At 67.7% G+C, this 19394-nt stretch carries 20 protein-coding genes and 1 tRNA gene; 11 read left to right on the top strand and 10 right to left on the bottom strand.

All coding sequences use genetic code 11. The features are described from left to right. Positions 1-110 precede the first annotated feature (110 nt). On the top strand, positions 111-413 hold the full coding sequence (locus O5K39_RS05385) for a hypothetical protein (protein ID WP_271146254.1): 303 nt from the start codon (positions 111-113) through the stop codon (positions 411-413). Next, a complete protein-coding gene (locus tag O5K39_RS05380; RefSeq protein ID WP_271146253.1) occupies positions 410-835 on the top strand; it encodes a type II toxin-antitoxin system VapC family toxin in 426 nt (141 codons plus the stop codon). The genes O5K39_RS05385 and O5K39_RS05380 overlap by 4 nt, the downstream gene beginning before the upstream one ends. Before the next feature lie 63 nt (positions 836-898). Here O5K39_RS05380 and O5K39_RS05375 read toward each other — a convergent pair. Continuing rightward, positions 899-975, bottom strand: a tRNA-Arg gene (locus tag O5K39_RS05375). A 143-nt stretch (positions 976-1118) separates the two neighbouring features. Here O5K39_RS05375 and O5K39_RS05370 point away from each other — a divergent pair. Further along, on the top strand, positions 1119-2450 hold the full coding sequence (locus O5K39_RS05370) for a hypothetical protein (protein WP_271146252.1): 1332 nt from the start codon (positions 1119-1121) through the stop codon (positions 2448-2450). Between the two features lie 3 nt (positions 2451-2453). Here O5K39_RS05370 and O5K39_RS05365 read toward each other — a convergent pair whose 3' ends face one another. Together O5K39_RS05365 and O5K39_RS05360 are read right to left on the bottom strand one after the other, a co-directional pair. Continuing rightward, entirely contained in the window at positions 2454-3239 is a 786-nt protein-coding gene (locus O5K39_RS05365) for an SseB family protein (protein ID WP_271146251.1), read from the bottom strand. Positions 3240-3274: 35 nt separating this feature from the next. Then, positions 3275-3847: an OmpA family protein gene (locus O5K39_RS05360; protein ID WP_271146250.1), complete on the bottom strand. Its 573-nt coding sequence runs from the start codon at positions 3845-3847 to the stop codon at positions 3275-3277. Between the two features lie 360 nt (positions 3848-4207). Between O5K39_RS05360 and O5K39_RS05355 the strand changes: the two genes are divergently transcribed. Further along, the gene (locus O5K39_RS05355) at positions 4208-4975 is read left to right on the top strand and encodes a hypothetical protein (RefSeq protein WP_271146249.1); all 768 of its coding nucleotides are present in this window, start codon (positions 4208-4210) and stop codon (positions 4973-4975) included. Here the strand turns inward: O5K39_RS05355 and O5K39_RS05350 are convergent. Next, on the bottom strand, positions 4972-6828 hold the full coding sequence (locus O5K39_RS05350; protein WP_271146248.1) for a von Willebrand factor type A domain-containing protein: 1857 nt from the start codon (positions 6826-6828) through the stop codon (positions 4972-4974). The two genes, O5K39_RS05355 and O5K39_RS05350, sit on opposite strands and share 4 nt — an antisense overlap. A 214-nt stretch (positions 6829-7042) precedes the next feature. Here O5K39_RS05350 and O5K39_RS05345 point away from each other — a divergent pair, with 214 nt between their 5' ends. Then, positions 7043-8932, top strand: a complete 1890-nt coding sequence (locus O5K39_RS05345; protein WP_271146247.1) for a monovalent cation:proton antiporter-2 (CPA2) family protein — start codon at positions 7043-7045, stop codon at positions 8930-8932. 10 nt (positions 8933-8942) lie between these two features. Here the strand turns inward: O5K39_RS05345 and O5K39_RS05340 are convergent, their stop codons facing one another. Further along, the gene (locus O5K39_RS05340) at positions 8943-9455 is read right to left on the bottom strand and encodes a hypothetical protein (protein ID WP_271146246.1); all 513 of its coding nucleotides are present in this window, start codon (positions 9453-9455) and stop codon (positions 8943-8945) included. A 181-nt stretch (positions 9456-9636) separates the two neighbouring features. Between O5K39_RS05340 and O5K39_RS05335 the strand changes: the two genes are divergently transcribed. Further along, positions 9637-9954 carry a hypothetical protein gene (locus O5K39_RS05335; RefSeq protein ID WP_271146245.1) on the top strand — a complete coding sequence of 106 codons (318 nt, stop codon included), beginning with the start codon at positions 9637-9639 and terminating at the stop codon, positions 9952-9954. A gap of 3 nt (positions 9955-9957) precedes the next feature. On the opposite strand, the gene O5K39_RS05330 is transcribed toward O5K39_RS05335, so the two are convergent. The 5 genes from O5K39_RS05330 to O5K39_RS05310 all read right to left on the bottom strand — a co-directional run bounded on the left by O5K39_RS05330 (position 9958) and on the right by O5K39_RS05310 (position 12925). After that, entirely contained in the window at positions 9958-10245 is a 288-nt protein-coding gene (locus tag O5K39_RS05330; RefSeq protein WP_271146244.1) for a GNAT family N-acetyltransferase, read from the bottom strand. A 74-nt stretch (positions 10246-10319) separates the two neighbouring features. Then, positions 10320-10709, bottom strand: coding sequence for a hypothetical protein (locus tag O5K39_RS05325; protein WP_271146243.1), 390 nt, complete (start codon positions 10707-10709; stop codon positions 10320-10322). 9 nt (positions 10710-10718) lie between these two features. Next, complete coding sequence (locus O5K39_RS05320; RefSeq protein ID WP_271146242.1) at positions 10719-11621, bottom strand: hypothetical protein; 903 nt, start codon at positions 11619-11621, stop codon at positions 10719-10721. A 137-nt stretch (positions 11622-11758) separates the two neighbouring features. Then, on the bottom strand, positions 11759-12148 hold the full coding sequence (gene folB / locus O5K39_RS05315; protein WP_271146241.1) for a dihydroneopterin aldolase: 390 nt from the start codon (positions 12146-12148) through the stop codon (positions 11759-11761). 3 nt (positions 12149-12151) lie between these two features. Beyond that, complete coding sequence (locus tag O5K39_RS05310; protein ID WP_271146240.1) at positions 12152-12925, bottom strand: SDR family oxidoreductase; 774 nt, start codon at positions 12923-12925, stop codon at positions 12152-12154. Positions 12926-13263: 338 nt separating this feature from the next. Here O5K39_RS05310 and O5K39_RS05305 point away from each other — a divergent pair, with 338 nt between their 5' ends. The 5 genes from O5K39_RS05305 (at position 13264) to uvrC (ending at position 19369) form a co-directional block, all read left to right on the top strand. Next, complete coding sequence (locus tag O5K39_RS05305) at positions 13264-14745, top strand: calcium-binding protein (RefSeq protein WP_271146239.1); 1482 nt, start codon at positions 13264-13266, stop codon at positions 14743-14745. Next, the gene (locus tag O5K39_RS05300; protein ID WP_271146238.1) at positions 14696-16324 is read left to right on the top strand and encodes a M10 family metallopeptidase C-terminal domain-containing protein; all 1629 of its coding nucleotides are present in this window, start codon (positions 14696-14698) and stop codon (positions 16322-16324) included. Before O5K39_RS05305 ends, O5K39_RS05300 begins: the two co-directional genes overlap by 50 nt. 128 nt (positions 16325-16452) lie before the next feature. Continuing rightward, positions 16453-16923: an NUDIX domain-containing protein gene (locus O5K39_RS05295; protein WP_271146237.1), complete on the top strand. Its 471-nt coding sequence runs from the start codon at positions 16453-16455 to the stop codon at positions 16921-16923. Between the two features lie 45 nt (positions 16924-16968). Next, positions 16969-17418, top strand: a complete 450-nt coding sequence (locus O5K39_RS05290; RefSeq protein WP_271146236.1) for a DMT family transporter — start codon at positions 16969-16971, stop codon at positions 17416-17418. A 40-nt stretch (positions 17419-17458) separates the two neighbouring features. Further along, the gene (gene uvrC, locus O5K39_RS05285; RefSeq protein ID WP_271146235.1) at positions 17459-19369 is read left to right on the top strand and encodes an excinuclease ABC subunit UvrC; all 1911 of its coding nucleotides are present in this window, start codon (positions 17459-17461) and stop codon (positions 19367-19369) included. Positions 19370-19394: the final 25 nt, after the last annotated feature.

Raw genomic sequence — 19394 nt, 5'->3', positions numbered from 1 at the left:
CGCCCGGTCGGCGACGGCGGTGCGCTTCCGGTGGCCTCAGCCGGGTCAGCCGTTGTTTTCGATCAGCGCATGGGATATATATCCGGTCATATCCGATCGGAGCGTGTCTGGTGAGCAATACGGCGCAAAAGCGGGCGGTCAGGTCTTATCGGGATCGGCAGACCCAGCGGGGTATCGCTCGCTTCGAGGTGCAGGCCCTCGATATCGACCGCGATCTGATTCGTGCCCTTGCACGTCAGCTTGCCGACGACGGCCCCGAGGCCGCACAGGCCCGAACGGCGGTCCAGCAGATCGTGTCGGGTGAGCCGCCTCAACGCGGCGGAATTCTCAAGGCATTGCAGCGGTCGCCTCTTGTCGGCGAAGGTCTTGATTTCAGCCGGGATCGCGAAGAGGGGCGGATCCTCGATCTGTGACCCGCTATCTGCTCGATACCAACATTATCAGTAATGTGGTCAAGCCGAACCCTTCGGCCTCCCTGCTTGACTGGATGGCGACCCAGCAGGACGAAGACGTGTTCATCGCGTCCCTGACCGTCGCCGAAATTCGTCGCGGCATACTCGAGAAGCCCGCAGGGCAGAAGCGCGAGTTGCTTGAGACATGGTTCTCCGGTCCGGAAGGTCCGCAGGCCCTGTTTGCGGGACGGATCCTGTCTTTCGACGATCGCGCGGCCTTGATCTGGGCGCGGCTTATGGCCGAGGGAAAATCCAGCGGAAGACCCCGGAACGGTCTCGACATGATCGTCGCTGCCGTCGCCCTGGCCAACGGATGCATCGTCGTCACCGACAATGAAAAGGATTTCCTGGGGCTGGAGATCATCAACCCCCTGCGTGGCTAGGCTTGCGTGAACCGCAACAGCCTGTGCGACCAGCGAGGCGAGGTAGCCTCAACGGAAAAGAGGTGGCGCACCCGAGAGGATTCGAACCTCTGACCCCTGCCTTCGGAGGGCAGTACTCTATCCAGCTGAGCTACGGGTGCATCATGGCGCGGACGCCGGAGGCAGGGCCTTACAGCAGGCGGGGCTCCGCCTCAATCCCTTTGACGGCGACCGGATGGATGCGAACGCTTGGCGGGCGATCCCGGGACCGCTAGCGTCCGCGACGTCTGTATGGAGAGCGTCAATGCGCCGGATCGCCCTGTGTCTGTTGCTGAGCGTCGGGGCGTGCGCGCCGGGGATGGAAGCGGGACCTCGCCCGGCAGCCCAGGCCGTGACGGCCGAGGCCTTGGCCACGGATAGTCTGACGCTTATCGCCGAGGACTATGTGAAGCTGATCCTGGGGATCGGCGAGGTCGAGCCCGGTTATGTCGATGCCTACTACGGCCCGGCGGAATGGGCGACGGCGGCCAAGGCTGCGCCGCGCAACGCCGCCCTGCTGTCGGCGGATGCCGCCGACCTGGCCGATCGGCTGAATGACCTGCCGCGCACCGGAGGATCGACGCCGCTGTCGCCGGACGAGCGCCAGCGCGTCGCCTATCTGAAGGCCCATGTCTCGGCGGCGCAGGCGCGGTTGCGGATGTTGCAGGGCGAGAAACTGGGGTTCGCCGATCAGGCCGAGGCCCTGTTCGGGGTGCGGCCGGAGCTGAAGCCGCTGTCGGACTATGATCCGGTCCTTCAGCGGATCGAGGCGCTGGTGCCCGGCGAGGGGCCGCTGATCGACCGGGTCACGGCGTTTCGGGCGGCCTTCGTCATCCCCAAGGACCGGCTGGATGCGGTGATGCGCGCGGCCATCGCCGAGTGCCGGGCGCGGACGGTGCGCCACATCACCCTGCCCGCCGACGAGAACTTCACCCTGGCCCTCGTCACCGACAAGCCGTGGTCCGGCTACAACTATTTCCAGGGCGGTGCGGCGTCGAAGATCGAGATCAACACCGACTTCCCGATCTATACGGAACGCGCGATCGACCTGGGATGCCACGAGGGATACCCGGGTCACCACGTCTACAACGCCCTGCTGGAACAGACCTTCGTGCGCGAGAAGGGGTGGGTGGAGATGAGCGTCTATCCGCTGTTCTCGCCGATGTCGTTCGTGGCGGAAGGCAGCGCCAACTACGGCATCGACCTCGCCTTTCCGGGCGATGAGGGCACGGCGTTCGAGCGCGATGCGCTGATGCCCCTGGCCGGTCTGGCGCCCGCCGATGTCGCGAAGAAGAACGCGCTGCTGGCCCTGATCCGTCAGTTGGGGCGGTCGGAATACACCATCGCCGACGACTATCTGGCCGGGCGGATCACGCGGGAGCAGGCGGCGGCCCTGCTGTCGAAATACACCCTGACGGCCCCGGACAAGGCGGCCCAGCGGGTGCGGTTCATCGACACCTACGGCAGCTACGTCATCAACTACGGCCTCGGGCGCGACACGGTCCAGGCCTGGGTCGAGCGACAGGGGCCGGACCACTGGCGGAGCATGGAGACCCTGCTGGCCAGCCAGATCCTGCCCGTAGATATCGTGGAATAGGCGTCAGACGATCCGGAGACCGACGCCGTCCGGAGTGCCCGGGCGATCGACGGCGACGTCGAGGGTTTCCTGGCCGAAGGAGACGCCGGTGACGGCGCGGCCGACCTTGGCCTGGATCTCGTCCATCGGACGAGCGGTGCGGACATCGACGTACCAGCCCCAGCGGTTGACCTCGGCCCAGTGGGCGCGGGCCAGCCAGGCGGCGGTGATGCCGGTGCCGCCGACCGGTCCGAAGGCCGCCTTGAGCCGCTCCAGCAGAATGGTGGGTTCGATGTCGGGGGCACCCAGTTGCACCGTGCCGGTGGGGCGACCTCCGGCCTGAAGCCCCTGCCCGGCAGCCTTGTCGGCGGCGGCCAGCAGGGCGGCGATGTCGTCCTTCTGGAACAGCAGGATGCGCGGCGAGCCGGGATTGAGGATGATCGGCCCCTCGCGGAACAGGGCCAGCACCTGATGGCCGTTCATGGCGATGAAGACGGTGTCCTCGCCCCAGGCCGATTTCAGCCGTTCGGGATCGGTGAAGACGCCCGCCGCGACCCGGCCGTCGTCCAGGGTCACGCCCTTGACGTCGATCGCCTGGTCCGTGCGCATCGTGCGCATGCCGGTCGCGCCGGGCTCGATCCCCTTCAGCATCTCGCCGTCGGGGGCCAGGAACAGGTCTACGGTCGGCAGCAGGGCCTCGAACGCGCGCCAGTGGGCGGGGTCGGCCATGGCGGCCTCGATGACCTGTTCCAGGCCGTTGCGAGGCGCATCGAGGGGGGTGTTCAGCGGGGCGGTGATCAGATCGGACATTCCAGACCCATCGTCCGCCCCGCCGTCGGCGTCAACTAGCTCAGGACGACGATCGCCACCCGCCGGTTCTGGGCCCGGCCTTCGGGGGTGTCGTTCGGGGCCACCGGCGATTCCTCGCCGTAGGAGATGGTGGCCATGCGGTTCAGGGCGATGCCCTGGCGGCTCAACGAGCGACGAACCGCCTCGGCCCGCGACTGACCCAGTTGCTGGTTGTAGCCTTCAGGGCCCGAGGCGTCGGTATAGCCCTGGATTTCCAGATAGACGTTGCGGTTCTCGGCCTTCAGGCGCTGGGCCAGTTCGGTCAGACGCTGTTCGGCCTCGGGCGACAGGGCATCGACGTCGGTCGGGAATTTCACCGAGTCGTCCGACAGGACCACTTCATAGAGGAACTTGCCCTCGGCCAGTTTCTGGGCGGCCGTGGCGCGTTGCAGGGCCTCGCCGGCGGTGCCTTCGACGCGGGCGACGTTCTGGTCGGTCTGGTCGACGCGGGCGTCGACGACGGCCAGGTTCTCACGCACGAATTTGTGGCTGGCGCAGCCGGAGGCCGCGAGGCCGAGCGCGAGGACGGAGCCCATGACGGCGGCGGTCTTGAGGGTCGAAATCTTCAACTTCAGTCTCCCTGGGAGGTGGGGGGTCAGGCCGGATGGCGACATAACCGGATGAAACTAAAGTAGGGCGGACGGCCAAATGAGGTCGGGCAAACGGCCAAAACACGTCAGCTTGACCGTAGGTGAAGCGGGGCCGTTAGCTTGGCTGGAGAGAGGCGGAAGGGCGGCGATGCGGGTCACGATCCTGACGTGTCGCCGTGGTCGGTAAGGCAGCGTCTCGCCCCCCGGCCGCGCGGCTTCGACACCGGCCGATCCGTTCAACCCTCTCTGACCAAACAGGATTTAGCAGACGTGACCGTACCCGAGCCCAGGCCTGTGCGCAGGGGGAAGACGCGCTCACGACGGCGTCCGGGACTGGCCGTGGCGATCAGTCTGGGGGCGCATCTGGCTCTGCTTCCGCTGTTGTTTCTGGTGCCCGCCGACCCGCCGGCTTTTTCGTCGATCGATGACGATTTCGACGCCGTGATCCTGAATCTGGAGCCTCCGCCGCGGCCGATCCCACTGCCGGAGCCGGAACTCACTCCCGAACCGGCCCCCGATCCGACGCCGGAAACGACACCGTCAGCCGCCTCGCCTGCTCCTCCGTCACCACACCCGGCACCACCGCCTCCGCTCCGCACCCGGGCACCGCGCCCGGCCCCGGCAAATGTCGAAACCGTCGTGGCCAGCGTCGCGCCTCCCGTCACCTTCGTCGGCCTAGGCGCAGAGGCCTTGGGCGGGGCGACCGTCGCCGGGTCGGGCTCGGGCGAGGGCTCGGGCACCGGATCAGGCGACGGCACGGGCGCGGGGTCGGGCGGTCGTTGCGACATGGTCCGTCGCCTTCAGGACGCCTTGCGCGACGACGCCGACATCCGGCGCACGGCCGCCGAGGCGCAAGGGTCGATCGGCCGGGATCGCGCCCTGCTGCTGTGGGACGGCGACTGGCTGATGACGCCGGGACAGGCCGGGCGCGGGCTGGCGGGGGTACGCCAGGCCATCGCGGTCGAGATCGCCTTTTCGCCCCCCGCCTGTCGCCGGCAGACGATGCGAGGCTATGCCCTGATCACCCTGGGCGACGCACCCGGCAGCCCCCGCATCGCCCTGGGCGCCCCGAACTGGCGCTGGTCCGACCTGGCGGGCGGCCGCTAGGGCCGGGACCGCGCCGGAAGGCGATCGGCCGCCCGCACCATCTGCACGAAGGCCGCGCGTTCGCCGTAGGGGTCGTCGCCGCGCGCGCCTTGCGCCAGGTTCAGGATGGCTGCGTTGTCGAAGTCGGCGCTCATCCACGGATCGCCGCGCAGACGCTGGCCGAAGGCGGCGACGGCCATGGCCCAGCGGGTGGCCTCGGGGGCCTGGGCCGAGACGGGGCCCGATCCCGCATTGGACACCACCTTCTGCAGCAGGCGCGACGTGGGCTGGCCCGGCAGTTTGTAGCGGACCTGGACGAAGCCGACCTCGCCGTCCGGATCGCCGCCGCCGACACCCAGAGAATTGTCCGGCCGATTGCCGTCATAGCGCCGCTCGGGGATCTGGCTGGGGCCGCCCACCGGCGTGATCTCGTACAGGGCGGTGACGGAGGCACCCGACCCGACCTCGCCCGCATCGACGGCGTCGTTGCTGAAATCCTCCTCGTTCAGGAGGCGGGTCTCGTAGCCGATCAGTCGGTATTCGCTGACACGGGCGGGGTTGAACTCGACCTGGATCTTGACGTCATCGGCGATGGGGAAGGCGCCCCGGTCGAAGGCCGGGCCGAACAGGCGGCGCGCCTCGTTCAGATCATCCACATAGGCTGCGATGCCGTTGCCGGCCTGGGCGATCGTCTGCATCCGCGCGTCCTGATAGTTGCCGCGTCCGAAGCCGTAGACCGACAGATAGATGCCGGTGCCGCGCTTGTCGGCGACATAGTCCTCGATCCGCTTGTCGTCGGTGACACCGACGTTGAAGTCCCCGTCGGTGAACATCAGAATGCGGTTGACCTTGTCCCGTCCGAAGGCGGCCTCGGCCTGTTCATAGGCGTTGACCATCCCCTGGGCCCCGGCGGTCGAGCCCCCGGCGTTCAGGGCGGCGACGGCGCAGCGCAGCTTCAGCTTCTGCGACCCCGGCGTCGGCCCGACCGCCGTGCCGACGTCGGAGGCGTAGTAGGTCACCGCCACCCGGTCCTCGGGACGCAGCTTGTCGATGATCAGGTTCATGGTCTGCTGGGCCAGACCCAGCTTGTCCGGCGACTGCATGGAGCCGGAGACATCGACCATGAAGGTCAGGTTCAACGGCTTCCTCTCGGCCGCCGGCAGTTCGTACCCCTGAAGCCCGATGTGGACGATCTGACGACCCTGTGACCAGGGCGAGGCCGCGACGGCGGTGGTGATGGCGAAGGGCTCGGCGGCGCTGGTCGGCCGGGCGTAGCCGTAGTCGAAATAGTTGATCATCTCCTCGACCCGCACCGCGTCCTTCGGCGGGGTCGCGCCCTCGGAAATGAAGCGGCGGACGTTGGAATAGGCGGCGGTGTCCACGTCGATCGAGAAGGTCGAGACCGGCTCATCGGTGACGCGCTTCACCGGGTTCGGTGTGGCGTCCGGATAGCGTTCGGTGTCGGCGGGACGGACCGGATGGGGCATGACCATGCCCACAGGTGGGGCATGGGCCGTCATCATCGGCGCGGGCGGAGGCGGCGGGGCCGGTGGGGCGACATAGGGCGGCGGCGGGGCGCGGAACTCGACCCGGTCTTCCTTCTTCGTCGGTTCGATGGGCATGGTGATGGGCGGCGGGGCGATGGAGGCTGGCGCGGGCATGGCCATCCGTGCGCCGGTGACCATGATGGACTCCGTCTGCCTCGGGTCGCGCAGTCGGATGCCGACCGCCTCGCAAGCGGCCTGGCTGACCACGCCGTCACCGTCCTCGAACGCGCGCCCGGTCTGTGGCGGTGATACGGGCATCACGGCCGGTGCCGCCACCGACAGGCCGAGCACGGCCGCCACCCCCTGTTTCAGCATGGTCGCCAGCATCGCATCCTCCCGGGTTATGTCGTTGCCTGCATGAGACCGACTGGCGTTCGTCGAAACTGTGGCGTGTATCGGCGCGAAATAGGGCGCGTCGCGGCTGTGATATTTCTGTCCCCTCCGCCGTCCGGCACCAGGCGGTCGCACAATGTGAAGCCGCCCGGGTCGCAAAGCGTCGCCATCGCCCCCACAATGCAGGAGAGAACGACGGGGCGACGGCATGGCTGATCCGACAGGAATGGGACTGGGGCACGGGGTCGCCCTTCTGGCAGCCGCCGTGGTCGCCGTTCCCCTGTTCAAGAAGTTCAAGCTGGGGGCCGTTCTGGGTTATCTAGCCGCAGGTCTTATCCTGGGGCCCTCGGTGCTGGGCGTGGTGTCCGAACCCGAGACCATGCTGCACGTCGCCGAGATCGGCATCGTGCTGTTCCTGTTCATCATCGGCCTGGAAATGCGGCCGGCCCGGCTGTGGAGCCTGAGGCGCGAAATCTTCGGCCTGGGTGCGATCCAGGTCCTGACCTGCGGGGCCCTGCTGACCGGGGCGGCCATGCTGGCGGGACTGGCCTGGTACGCGGCGCTGGTGGCGGGTTTCGGCTTCGCCCTGTCGTCCACCGCCATCGTCATGCAGTTGCTGGACGAGCGTAACGAACAGTCGGAGCCGGCGGGACAGAGGGTCGTGTCGATCCTGCTGTTCGAGGACATCTCGATCGTGCCCCTGCTGGCCCTGGTCGCGGTACTCGGCGTCGCCTACGGCGGCGTGGTCGAGGACGCGCGGCCGGTCTGGCAGACGATCGGTCTGGCGGTCGGGGCGGTGGCGGTGGTCTATGTCGCCGGGCGCTGGCTGGTGAACCCCCTGTTCCGCATCCTGGCCACATACGGCGGGCGCGAGGTCATGACCATGGGGGCCCTGGTCGTCGTTCTGGGCGCCGCCTGGATGATGTCGCTGGGCGGGCTGTCCATGGCCATGGGCGCCTTCCTGGCCGGGGTCCTGTTGTCCGAAAGCAGCTTCCGCCATCAGCTTGAGGCCGACGTCGAACCGTTCCGGGGCATATTGCTGGGCCTGTTCTTCCTGGCCATCGGCATGTCGCTGGACCTGAACGTCGTGGTCCGCGACTGGGCCTGGGTTCTGGGAGGAGTGGCAGCCTTCTCGGCGGCCAAGATGGTCGGCGTCTATGTCGTCGCGCGGCTGAAACAGTCGCACGGCGAGGGCCTGCTGCGCGCCGCCCTTATGGGGGAGGGGGGCGAGTTCGCCTTCGTCCTGTATTCCACCGCCGCCGTCGCTGGCCTGTTCGACCCGCGCACCGCCGCCATCCTGTCGGCCGTCGTGATCCTGTCCATGGCCCTGACGCCGCTGCGCCTCGCAATCGCCGACAAGCTGCGCCCCGACGACACGGTCTCGGTCGATGATCTCGATGACGTCGATCGCGCCGAGGGCCTGCGCGAACGGGTGCTGATCATCGGCTTCGGCCGCTTCGCCCAGGTCGCGGCCCAGACCCTGCTTTGGCGCGACGTGGACGTCTCGATCGTCGATTCCGACGTCGAGATGATCCAGGCCGCCGGCAAGTTCGGGTTCAAGGTCTATTACGGCGACGGCACCCGGCTGGACGTGCTGCGCGCCTCGGGCGTCGAGACGGCCGAGACCGTGCTGGTCTGCGTCGACAAACCCGAGGCCGCCGACCGGATCGTCGAACTGGTCCAGTCCGAGTTCCCGCTCGTGAAGCTGTTCGTGCGCGCCTATGACCGGGGCCATTCGATCCGGTTGATCAATGCCGGCGTCGAGTTCCACATCCGAGAGACCTTCGAGAGCGCCCTGGCGTTCGGCGAACACGTGCTCAAGGACCTGGGCTTCTCCGAGGACGAGGCGCGCGAGACCATCGAGGACGTCCGCCGTCGCGACGAGGAACGGCTGACCCTTCAGGTCGCGGGGGGCTTGCAGGCCGGGCGGTCGCTGTGGCGCAACAACACCTCGACCCCGCAGCCCGAACCCTATGTCAAACCCCGCCGCGAGGGCCGCGCCCTCAACGACCAGGCCGCCGAGGTGCTGGAGGAAGAGCAGGACGGCCAACGGGCCGACAGCCGGGTCGATCACATGGCCGACGCCGGGACGCTGTGATCCGCAAACCTCAGCCCGTGCCGGGCGATCCGGTCGCTGTCTTGGGCGGATAGACCGTCTCCTGGGCAGCCCAGACCGCATCGATGAAGGCGCGGAGCTGGTACCGCATGTGGGCGCGGGTGACGCCGCCCTCCAGCGAACCCATGCGCCAGACGTCCAGATACCCGTCATCGCTCGACTGGTCGGCCAGCCAGTTGATCGCCAGGTCACGCTCGTAACGCGCGGCCTCTTCCTCGCCGTCGAACCTGAAATAGGCGACAAACTCGTACCGCACACAGGACTTGGCCTCGCCCACGCCGCGACAGTCGAAGCCCTTGAGCTTGAACGGCAGCTTGTCGGAAGAGCGGACGGTCATGACGTACTCACCGGTCTCGGTATCGACGACCTGTTCGACCTTGCCGCCTTCGCCTTCGACCAGGTCCCGGGCCTGGCCGACGCTCATCCTTTGCCAGACGGGTTCGGCATGAGCGGCGATCGGCCAGATCAAGGTCGCCAGCAATCCCGAAATCAATGCAGCCCGCATACCTTGCCTCGTCCTTGTCTGTGCAATCTAGACGCGACGGCCGGAACTTGTCACGACCACCGATCCGACGCCGCCGACCTGATGCGCGGCCGCCACAGTCTGATACCTTCACCCAAAGGGCCCCGTCGGGCGGGAACGGTCAAGCTGGATCGGCATTCGATGCTGACGAAGGAATCCCGTCATGCCAAAATCGTCCAGCACGCCCAGCAAACCCGACCTGCGCCTCGTCGCGGCCCAGAGCGAGGTCTATGACCTGATGCGGGCACCCGAGACCACGTCCGAACGCGTCAAGCGGCTGCAGCTCGAGGCCCGGGCCCTGGCGCTCGAACAGGTCGAGGCGCTGGAAAAGGTGCTGTTCCAGGCCGCCGAAATGGCCAAGGAGATCGCCGAGGGCGGTGACGCCTATCCGGTCGGCGCGCGCGAGATCGCGTCCCGGCTGATGGTCGATCTGCCCCAGAAGGCCGAGACGATGAAGACCATCGTCAGCCGCCTGCCCTGAGCCCTACGCCAGGACGTCACACTGGTCCGGATGGCGACGGAACCAGGCGACCGCATAGCTGCACCGGGGGATCAGCTTGATCTTCTGTGACCGGGCATGGTCGGCAAGGCTGGCCATGAAGCGACCTGCCGCACCTGAGCCGCGCAGTTGGTCCTCGGCCTCGACGTGCAGGATGGCGCGGACCTCGCCCTGGATCGCATAGTCGGCCCAGACGCGGCGAAGCGCGCCGTCGGCATCGGTGACCCCCTGCTCGAACCGCTGTTCGGCCGTTACGTCGCGGAAATCGGTCATGGGGTGGGTCCTTGAAGGCTGCCGGGGTGGCACAGGATCAACCACCGGCGCGCCCGCCTGTTCCTCGAAAAGCCTCAGGGGGCCTTGTCGGAGAACAGATTGATCAGCCCCAGCAAGCTCTTCACCGTGAACCAGATGTGCAGCAGGAACAGCAGCAGTAGGCCGACAAATCCCAGCGGGAACAGGATCACAGTGGCGAAGGCCACGATCGTCACGATCCACAGGCCGATGGTCCACCAGAAGACGGACCAGAACAGGGCGATCTGGGCCTCGATATGATCCCGCGCCACGCCCGTCGCCGACCCGCGACCGGCGTAGGCGACGACCAGGCCGACGATGACCAGCAGGTTCGCGCTGGGGATCGACAGGATATACAGCGCCCAGGCGATGATGGCGGCGGGCTTGCCCTCCGACGGGTGCAGGCCTTCGCCGAGGCGGGGCTGGTTCGGTCCGGTGTCGGTCATGAGGGGCTCCTAGATCGTCCAGGTCAGCGGGTTCTTGACGGGGCGGCCGGCGGCCAGGCGGATCAGGCCGGCCGCGCCGCGCACGATGACCCAGAGCGCCATCCCGACGAGGACGAAGACCCCCAGGTTCACGGCGATCAGCACGACGCCGATCGCGGCCCCGAACGCGGCGATCCACAGGGTGCGCTTCTGGAAGATGAAATGGCTGGCGGCCAGATCCTGAGACGGCACGGGCCGGCTTATGACCGAGACCAGGGCGATCATGGCGGCCAGTCCGAACGTCGGCACGGCGAACAGGATCAGGGCATAGACGGCATACAGGCTCATCGCCCCTTCGGGCGGGGCCGCACGCTGGGCGCGGCCGAAGGCGGACGATCCGGGCTTGGGCGGCCGGGGCGTCTCGCGCGCCCAGGCGGGCAGGACAGAGGGGTCGGCGGCCGGTGTCGCAGCGGGCCGGGGTGCCGGCGGGGCGTCGAAATCGGCGTTGGCCGGGCGCGGCGGGACGGATGCGGCCGCGATGGGGGCAGCCACCACGGGCGCGACGGCCGGAATGGCTGTCCCGGGCGTGAACAGGGGCCCGAGGTCATCGGCGGCCTCGGTCTGCACCACCGGTTCGGGCGACGGCTCCGTCTCGGCCACCGGCACTTCGGACACGGTCGGAGCGGCGGCCGGGGCCGCGTCGTCGTCGAACAGGTCGTCGGTCGGGTCGTCGCGGTAGCGCGGGGTGGACGCGGTCCAGGATGCGGCCACGGGCGGCTCGGCTCTGGGTGGTTCAGCCCTGGGCGGCTCAGCCTTGAGCGGCTCAGCCTTGAGCGGTTCCGGGGTCCGCGCGGCGCCGGCCAGCGACCCCGGCGAGGTGAAGCCGATCAGGTCGTCGTGATCGTGGGACGAGGGATCGCCGGGTTCGGCCATCGGTCTTCTCCGGCGTCGCGCGACCTTGCGCTCGACCTAATGCGTTGCAGCGTCGCCGGGGCCGCAGCCGCGATCGACGCCAGGATCATCGTGGGACAATGGCCGTCCGGCCGCGCAGGCGCAACCGCCGCCCGTCGTCAGCGCGCGTAAACGACCTCGCACCCGGCGGCCTCGGCAGCCTCGAGCGCACCCGGCTTCTCGACCCGGACGGTGACCCGGCGCACCCGGGCGTCGCTCAGGGCATCCAGCGCCAGCCGTTCGGCAAAGCTTTCGACCAGCCCGACATGACCCTCGGCGACGATGGCGCGGGCGGCCTCGGCGATGGTCTCGTAGTTGACCGTGTCGGCCAGCCGCTCGACGTCGTGGGGCGAAAGCTCCAGCGTCACATCGATGATCAGGGTCTGAAGCCGACCGTGCTCGTGGTCGTAGACGCCGATCCCCGCCTCGACCCGAAGCCCGCGCACGAAGACCTTCAGCCCCTCCTGTCGGGCGGCGTCGGTACTGGGAAAGGCGGCGAGCGCGGTCATGCTTTACTCGATATCTACGATGTCGGGGGTCTGCCAGGCCAGATGCTGGCCGCCGTCGACGGCGATCATCTGGCCCGTCACGAGGTCGGCGTCCACCAGCCAGGCGACAGCGTCGGCGATGGCCTCGGGCGAGCCGGGGCGCTGCAACAGGGTGGCGGCGGCCTCGGCGGCGAACTCTTCCGGGGTCTGGTGGATCGACGGCAGGGTGGGCCCAGGGCCGACGCCGTTGACCCGGATGCGGGGTGCCAGGGCCTGGGCCAGGGTCCGCGTCGCCCACCACAGGCCGTTCCGCGACAGGGCATAGGAGATGAAGCGCGGATCGGGCTTGAGCACCCGCTGGTCCAGCAGGTTGACGATCGAGGCACCGTCCACCGCCACCGCCGCGAAGGCCTCGGCCAGCACGATCGGCGCCCGCAGATTGGTCTCCATATGCCGGTCCCAGCTCTCGCGGCTCAGGGATCCGACCCGGTCGTCCTCGAACACCGAGGCGTTGTTGACCAGCACCGACAGGGGCCCCAGCGCCTCGACGGCCGCCGGAATCAACGCCCGCACCTCGGCCTCGTCGGTCAGGTCGGCGCGAACGATGGCGGCGCGACGGCCGAGCGCACGAACCTCATCCGCCGTGGCCTTGGCCTCGTCCGGATCGGAGCGATAATGCAGGGCGACATCGAACCCGGCCCGCGCCAGCCTCAGACAGATCGCCCGCCCGATCCGCTTGCCGCCCCCGGTGACGAGCGCGGCGCCGTTGCGGACGGTCTGGCCCGTGGGCTCAGTCAACCCGGCCGAACTCGAACCAGTTGATGGCGCCGACCACGACGACGAAACCGATGATGATGCCGAGAGCCAGCATGGGATGCTCCTGTTCCTTGAGCGCGGGGAATAGAGCGGGCGGGGCGCGGGTTCAAGGGCCGCCGGAGCGGGAGTGAGGTGGCAGGGCTTTCGGTCCTGGCTGCGGAATGTCGGCTTTCGGCGTCGGCGCCGTTGGCTGGTCTCGACCCGTGCCCGCCGTTGCGTCAGGGCGCAAGGTACTCTCCGGTTGCAGAGATTGACAGTTCGGCGCAACGGTGGGGCTGGGACGCAGGTCTGATCTGCGCCGTTGCGCGGGAGATTGTGACATGCCCACCTTCACCGGAACAGGCGGTGCCGACACCCTCAACGGGACCAACGGCGACGACATCATCAACGGCGGCGGCGGCGGTGACCGTCTTTCAGGTCTGGCCGGAAACGACATCCTGAACGGCGAGGATGGCGATGACACCCTGGTCGGGGATGACGGCGACGACAGCCTGAATGGCGGCGCGGGCGATGACCTCTTGTCGGCCGGGGCGGGCCGCAACGTGCTGGATGGGGGACCCGGCGGCGGCGATGACATCGCCTACTACGACAACGCGACGACGGGCGTCACGGTCTCGCTCGCGATCACGGATTATCAGTTCACGGGTTACAGCACCGATCTGCTGGTCAACATCCGTCATATCGTAGGATCGAGGTTCGGCGACACTTTGATCGGAAGCGCCGGGGACGACTATCTTGATCCCGGCCTGAGACAGACCGGCAGCGACGTCGACTATGTTTACGGCGGCGACGGAAACGACACGATCTGGGAGTCCGGCATTTCCGACGGAGATTTTCTGTACGGCCAAGGCGGCGACGACATCATCTTCCTTAACTTCGGTTCGGGTGGTGGCACAGGAAATCTCGTTGCCGGCACCGGCGCACCGGCCACTGTCTCCGGCGGCGCAGGCAACGATCGCATCACGGCTGAAAGTCACGCCATAATTGATGGGGGCGACGGTGACGATGTGATCCGCCTCGGGATTGGCGTCGTCAACCAGGGCGGCAAATTCGTGACCTACACGGTCCCCGACGGAGCGGACAGGACCATCCGCGTCACCGGCGGTCTCGGAGCCGACCTGTTCCAGGTGGCTAACCCGATCGGCGTCGTGGTGATCTCCGACTTCCAGGCTGGCATTGATCGGATCGATCTGACCGGAACCTCGAGTCGCGCGGTCTACTACCAGAACGGCGCTGACACCGTCGTCGCCAGCGAGGCGGCGCCGTGGTTGGTCTACGCACGTTTGCTGGGGGTCAGCGCGGCGACACTGCCGTCTGGGGCGATCTTCACGACCGGGACGGTGACCATGAGAGCGGCTCCGTTTGAGCTGCTGACCGAGGGGCCCGACGAGGTTCACAACACCATCCTCGCTTTTGGAGCCGGTGGGGACGACCGCTTGTACGCGTCGGAGAGCGGCGCGACCCTGGGCGGAGGGGATGGAAACGATCTTCTGGTCGGCGGTGCCGGCGTCGATACCCTCAATGGGGATGCCGGAAGCGACGTCCTGAGCGGCGGCGCGGCCAATGACAGATTGAATGGAGGCGAGGGCGACGACCGGCTCGACGGCGGGATCGGCAACGACGCGCTGGACGGTGGGACCGGGACGGACACGATCGATTACAGCGCGGCGAGCGGCGCGGTCCGGTGTCAATCTCGCGACCGGCCTGGCGGGAGGAGCGGCGGGCTCCGACACTCTGAACAGCTTCGAGATCGTGATCGGTTCGGCATTCGGCGACACCGTGATCGGCAGCCGGTTTGCTGATGTGCTGATCGGAGGGAGAGGCAGCGACATCCTGACCGGGGGCACGGGGGCAGATCGATTTGTCTATGCGATCGGCGATTCCACTGCGGTTGCGGCCGACGTGATCACCGACTTTTCGACCGGCTCGGACAAGCTCGACTTCACGGCTTTAGGGAGCGTCGTGGTGACCCTGGCGCCGAACGGAGCCGGCAGGACCACGGTCACCGCGGTAGACGCCGCGGGCGGGACGACCGTCGTCGATGTTCAGGGCACGGTCCTGTTCTCCGACGTCATCTACACGCCCATCCCTGCCCCGATGACCCTGAACGGAACCTCAGGACAGGATACCCTGGTCGGCGGTCCGCTGAACGACGTCCTGATCGGTGGCGGCGGGCGTGACACTCTGACTGGCGGCGCCGGCGCGGACATCTTCCGGTATCTGGAGACCTCCGATTCCAGGGTAGGCGCACTCGACGCAATCACCGACTTTGAGACCGGGATCGATCTGATCGACTTGACCGCGATCAATCCGACATCAGTCAGCGCGATCCGCTTCGCAGGCGGGGGCAGTGTCGTGTTCGCGGAAACGCCGGGCGGGGCCTTCCAATTGCTGGCTCCCATCGCCGGGCTGAACGCGACCGATTTCCTCTACAACGGGACCTTCGGCGTCTATGTCGTCGGCTCGACCGATGCGGACACCATAATCGGGTCGTTGCGGCCAGACCCCCTTGTCGGCGAGGGTGGCGACGACACCATCACCGGTGGCGGCGGGGCCGACGCGATCGCGGGCGGGGCCGGGCGGGATGTGTTCCGCTATGTCTCCCAGGGCGATTCCAACCAGACAGCCGGCTTCGACAATCTGTACGACTTCGTCACGGGCGAGGACCGGATCGACCTGCAACTGATCGGTGCGACCTCGATCTCGATCCTGAGGACCGATAATGGCTCCAGCTTCGTCTATGCCGAGACGGCGGCGGGCAGTTTCCTGACCACGGCGGCGGGACGGGCGATCAACGGCACCGACTTCATCTATTCGGGCGGGTTCGGCATCTACATGGTCGGGTCGGGGGTCGCCGACATCCTCATCGGGACCAGCCTGGCCGATCCGATTGTCGGCGGTGCGGGCAACGACACCATCACCGGCGGCGGCGGAGCGGACGCGATGTTCGGGGACGCGGGTGCCGATACATTCGTCTATGCGGCGGCATCGGATTCGACCGTCGCGGCTGCGGACGGCATATTCGGATTCGTTTCAGGCCAGGACCGGATCGACTTGACCCAGGTGCGTACAGGTAGCGCCGACACATTCGGCATCGCCTACCTGGATGGGGGCAGCTTTCTCTTTGTCGATCTGGGCGGGAACGGTTCCAACGACATGCTGATCCAACTGGCAGGGACAACGCTGGTGGCGTCGGACATTCGCTGGAGCACGAGCACGGGCGAGTTGGAACCGACTGTGAAGCACAGCGGGCCTTCCGTATTGCCCGCGTCAGACGACGCAGACGGCTGGAACCGATTGAGCGCGACAGACGATAGTGGGATGCCGTTGCTCGCTGATGGCGGACCGGCCTCGGCCCGAGGACATGACTGGTATCTGTGAATCCCCGAGGTTCGCTTTCCCGCCATAGCAGACCTTCGGAATGTCAGCTTTGCAACAGCATGGCATCGACGTGCCACGCTGACTCGTCCAGCATGATCCTGACCACCCGCCTGCGGACAAGCGCTACGATGAACTGGCGTACCCTGATCGAGCCCTTCACCCGGCCGCTGTTCTTTGCGGTCTCGCGGGCGACGCGCGGGATGACGCTCGGGGTACGCGTCGTGGCGACCGATCCCGAGGGGCGGGTGATGCTGGTACGACACACCTATCTGGCCGGCTGGTGGTTGCCCGGCGGCGGGGTGGATCGTGGCGAGACGACGCAGGATGCGGCGGTGCGCGAACTGCGCGAAGAGACCGGGCTGGTGGCGGCGGCGGCGCCCCGGCTGATCTCGATCCATTCCAACGAGCGGTTCTTTCGCGGCGATCATGTGCTGGTTTACGGCATCGATGCCTGGACGTCGGGCGAGCGCACCAGCCATGGCGAAATCGCGGAGGTCGGCTGGTTTCATCCGGACGCCCTGCCCGAGGACGCGCATCGCTCGACGCGGGCCCGGCTGGGCGAAATCTTCGGCGGGGTTGATGCGACGCACGACTGGTGACGGTGCCCAGGTGCGCATCCTCGCGCACCGTGTTAGCTCCGCGCCATGAACCCGATGACCTATCTGATCCTGCTGGGCGTCATCCTCGCGGGCGGGGCGACGGCCTTGCAGGCGCCGACCAACGCCCGGCTGGCGGCCGCCGTGGGGTCGCCGGTCAATGCGGCCTTCGTGTCCTTTGCCATCGGGACCGTGGCGCTGGGCCTGCTGGCGGCCGTGCTGCATGTGCGACCGGACATGGGCGCGACGCGGGCCATGCCCGCCTGGGCCTGGATGGGCGGGCTGTACGGCTGCGTCTTCGTGATCACCGCCGCCTGGGCCGTGCCCCGGCTGGGGGCGGCCCTGACCATCACCCTGATGGTGGCGGGCCAGTTGCTGGTCAGCCTGGCGCTGGACCATTTCGGGGCGCTTGGCGTGCCACGCCAGCCGGTCGGCCTGACCAAGCTGGCCGGGGTCGTTCTGGTCTTCGTCGGCGTCCTGCTGGTCCGGCGCGGCTGAACGGTCGCGAAGGTCGCCTGCGCCGCCTATATTGGCCGCGATGACCGACGATGCCGTCACCGCTGATTCGCCCGCCGAAAGCGTGCTCAAGGCCGCCGACCTGATCCGCGACGAGGCCCGGCGCGCGCCCGACAAGCCCGGCGTCTATCGGATGTACGGCGAGGACGGGACCTGCCTGTATGTCGGCAAGGCCCGCTCGATCAAGAAGCGCATCCTGCAGTACGCACAGGGGCGGTTCCACACCCAGCGCATCGGCCTGATGGTCTCGTTGACCCGCTCGATGGAGCTGGTGGTCACGGCGTCGGAGACCGAAGCGCTGCTGCTGGAATCCAACTTCATCAAGAAGCTGAAGCCCCGGTTCAACGTCGTCCTGCGCGACGACAAGTCCTTCGCCGAACTGATGATCCGCAAGGACCACCGCGCGCCCCAGGTGCGGAAGCATCGCGGCGCCCACACGACGCCGGGCGACTATTTCGGGCCGTTCGCCTCGACCTGGGCGGTGAACCGGACGCTGAACACCTTGCAGAAGGCGTTTCTGCTGCGGTCGTGTTCGGACAGCGTCTACGAGACCCGGACGCGGCCCTGCATGCTGCATCAGATCAAGCGCTGCTCGGCACCCTGCACCGGCCTGATCTCGCTGGAAGACTATGCCGGCATGGTCGAGGAGGCCTCGGCCTTTCTGAAGGGCAAGTCGCGCGCCGTGATCGGCCGCCTGTCGCAGGAGATGACGACGGCCGCCGAGGCCATGGACTACGAACAGGCCGCCCGCGTCCGCGACCGCATCCGCGCCCTGTCGGCCATCACCATGGAGAACTCGGTCAGCGCCGACAGCGTAGCCGAGGCCGATGTCTTCGCCCTGTTCTCTGAAGCCGGTCAGGCCTGCGTCCAGGTCTTCTTCTATCGCGGCGGCCAGAACTGGGGCGGCCGGGCCTATTTCCCGCGCGTGGACCGGTCCGACACCGACCCGGAGATCCTGTCAGCCTTCCTGGGGCAGTTCTATGAGGACAAGCCGGTCCCGCGCCTGATCCTGTCCAACGTCGTGCCGTTCGAGAAGGAACTGCTGGAGGAGGCCTTCTCGATGAAGGCCAAGACGACGGACGGCCGCCGTGTCGTCTCGATCGAACGCCCCCTGCGCGGCGACAAGACCTCGCTCGTCGATCACGCCCTGACCAACGCCCGCGAGGCCCTGGGTCGCAAGATGGCCGAAAGCTCCGCCCAGGGTAAGATCCTGTCGGAGGTCTGCGAAGCCTTCGGGCTGGAGGGGACGCCCGAGCGGATCGAGGTTTACGACAACGCCCACATCCAGGGGACCAATGCGGTCGGCGGCATGATCGTGGCCGGACCCGAGGGCTTCCAGAAATCGCAGTACCGCAAGTTCAACATCCGGGGCACCGACCTGACCCCCGGCGACGACTACGGCATGATGCGCGAGGTCATGCGTCGCCGCTTCGGCCGGCTGGTCAAGGACGAGGAGGAAGGCGTCGAGGAGGTGGTTCGCCCCGACCTGCTTCTGATCGACGGCGGCGCGGGACAGCTGGCCGAGGTGCAGGCGGTGCTGGCCGATCTGGGTCTGGACGACATCCTCGCCGTCGGCGTGGCCAAGGGCCCGGATCGCGATGCCGGGATGGAGCGGTTCTTCGTGCCCGGCAGACCGCCCTTCATGCTGCCGCTCAAGTCCCCTGCCCTCTATTACATCCAGCGGCTGCGCGACGAGGCGCACCGCTTCGCCAACGGGGCCCACCGGACCCGCCGATCGATGGACATCAAGAAGAACCCGCTGGATGAAATCGAGGGCGTCGGACCGGGTCGCAAGAAGGCCCTGCTGCACGCCTTCGGCTCGGCCAAGGGCGTGGGGCGCGCCGCCGTCGTCGATCTGGAAAAGGTCGAGGGCATCAACCGGGCGATGGCCGAACGCATCTATGGCTTTTTCCATCCGCAGGCCCAGGGTTAGGCTGGGGCATCCCGGAGGTTTCGGA

This window comes from Brevundimonas sp. NIBR10, assembly GCF_027912515.1.
Lineage (GTDB): Bacteria > Pseudomonadota > Alphaproteobacteria > Caulobacterales > Caulobacteraceae > Brevundimonas.
Note: the sequence above shows the minus strand (reverse complement) of the source record. Positions and strands in the feature narration are given on the sequence as shown.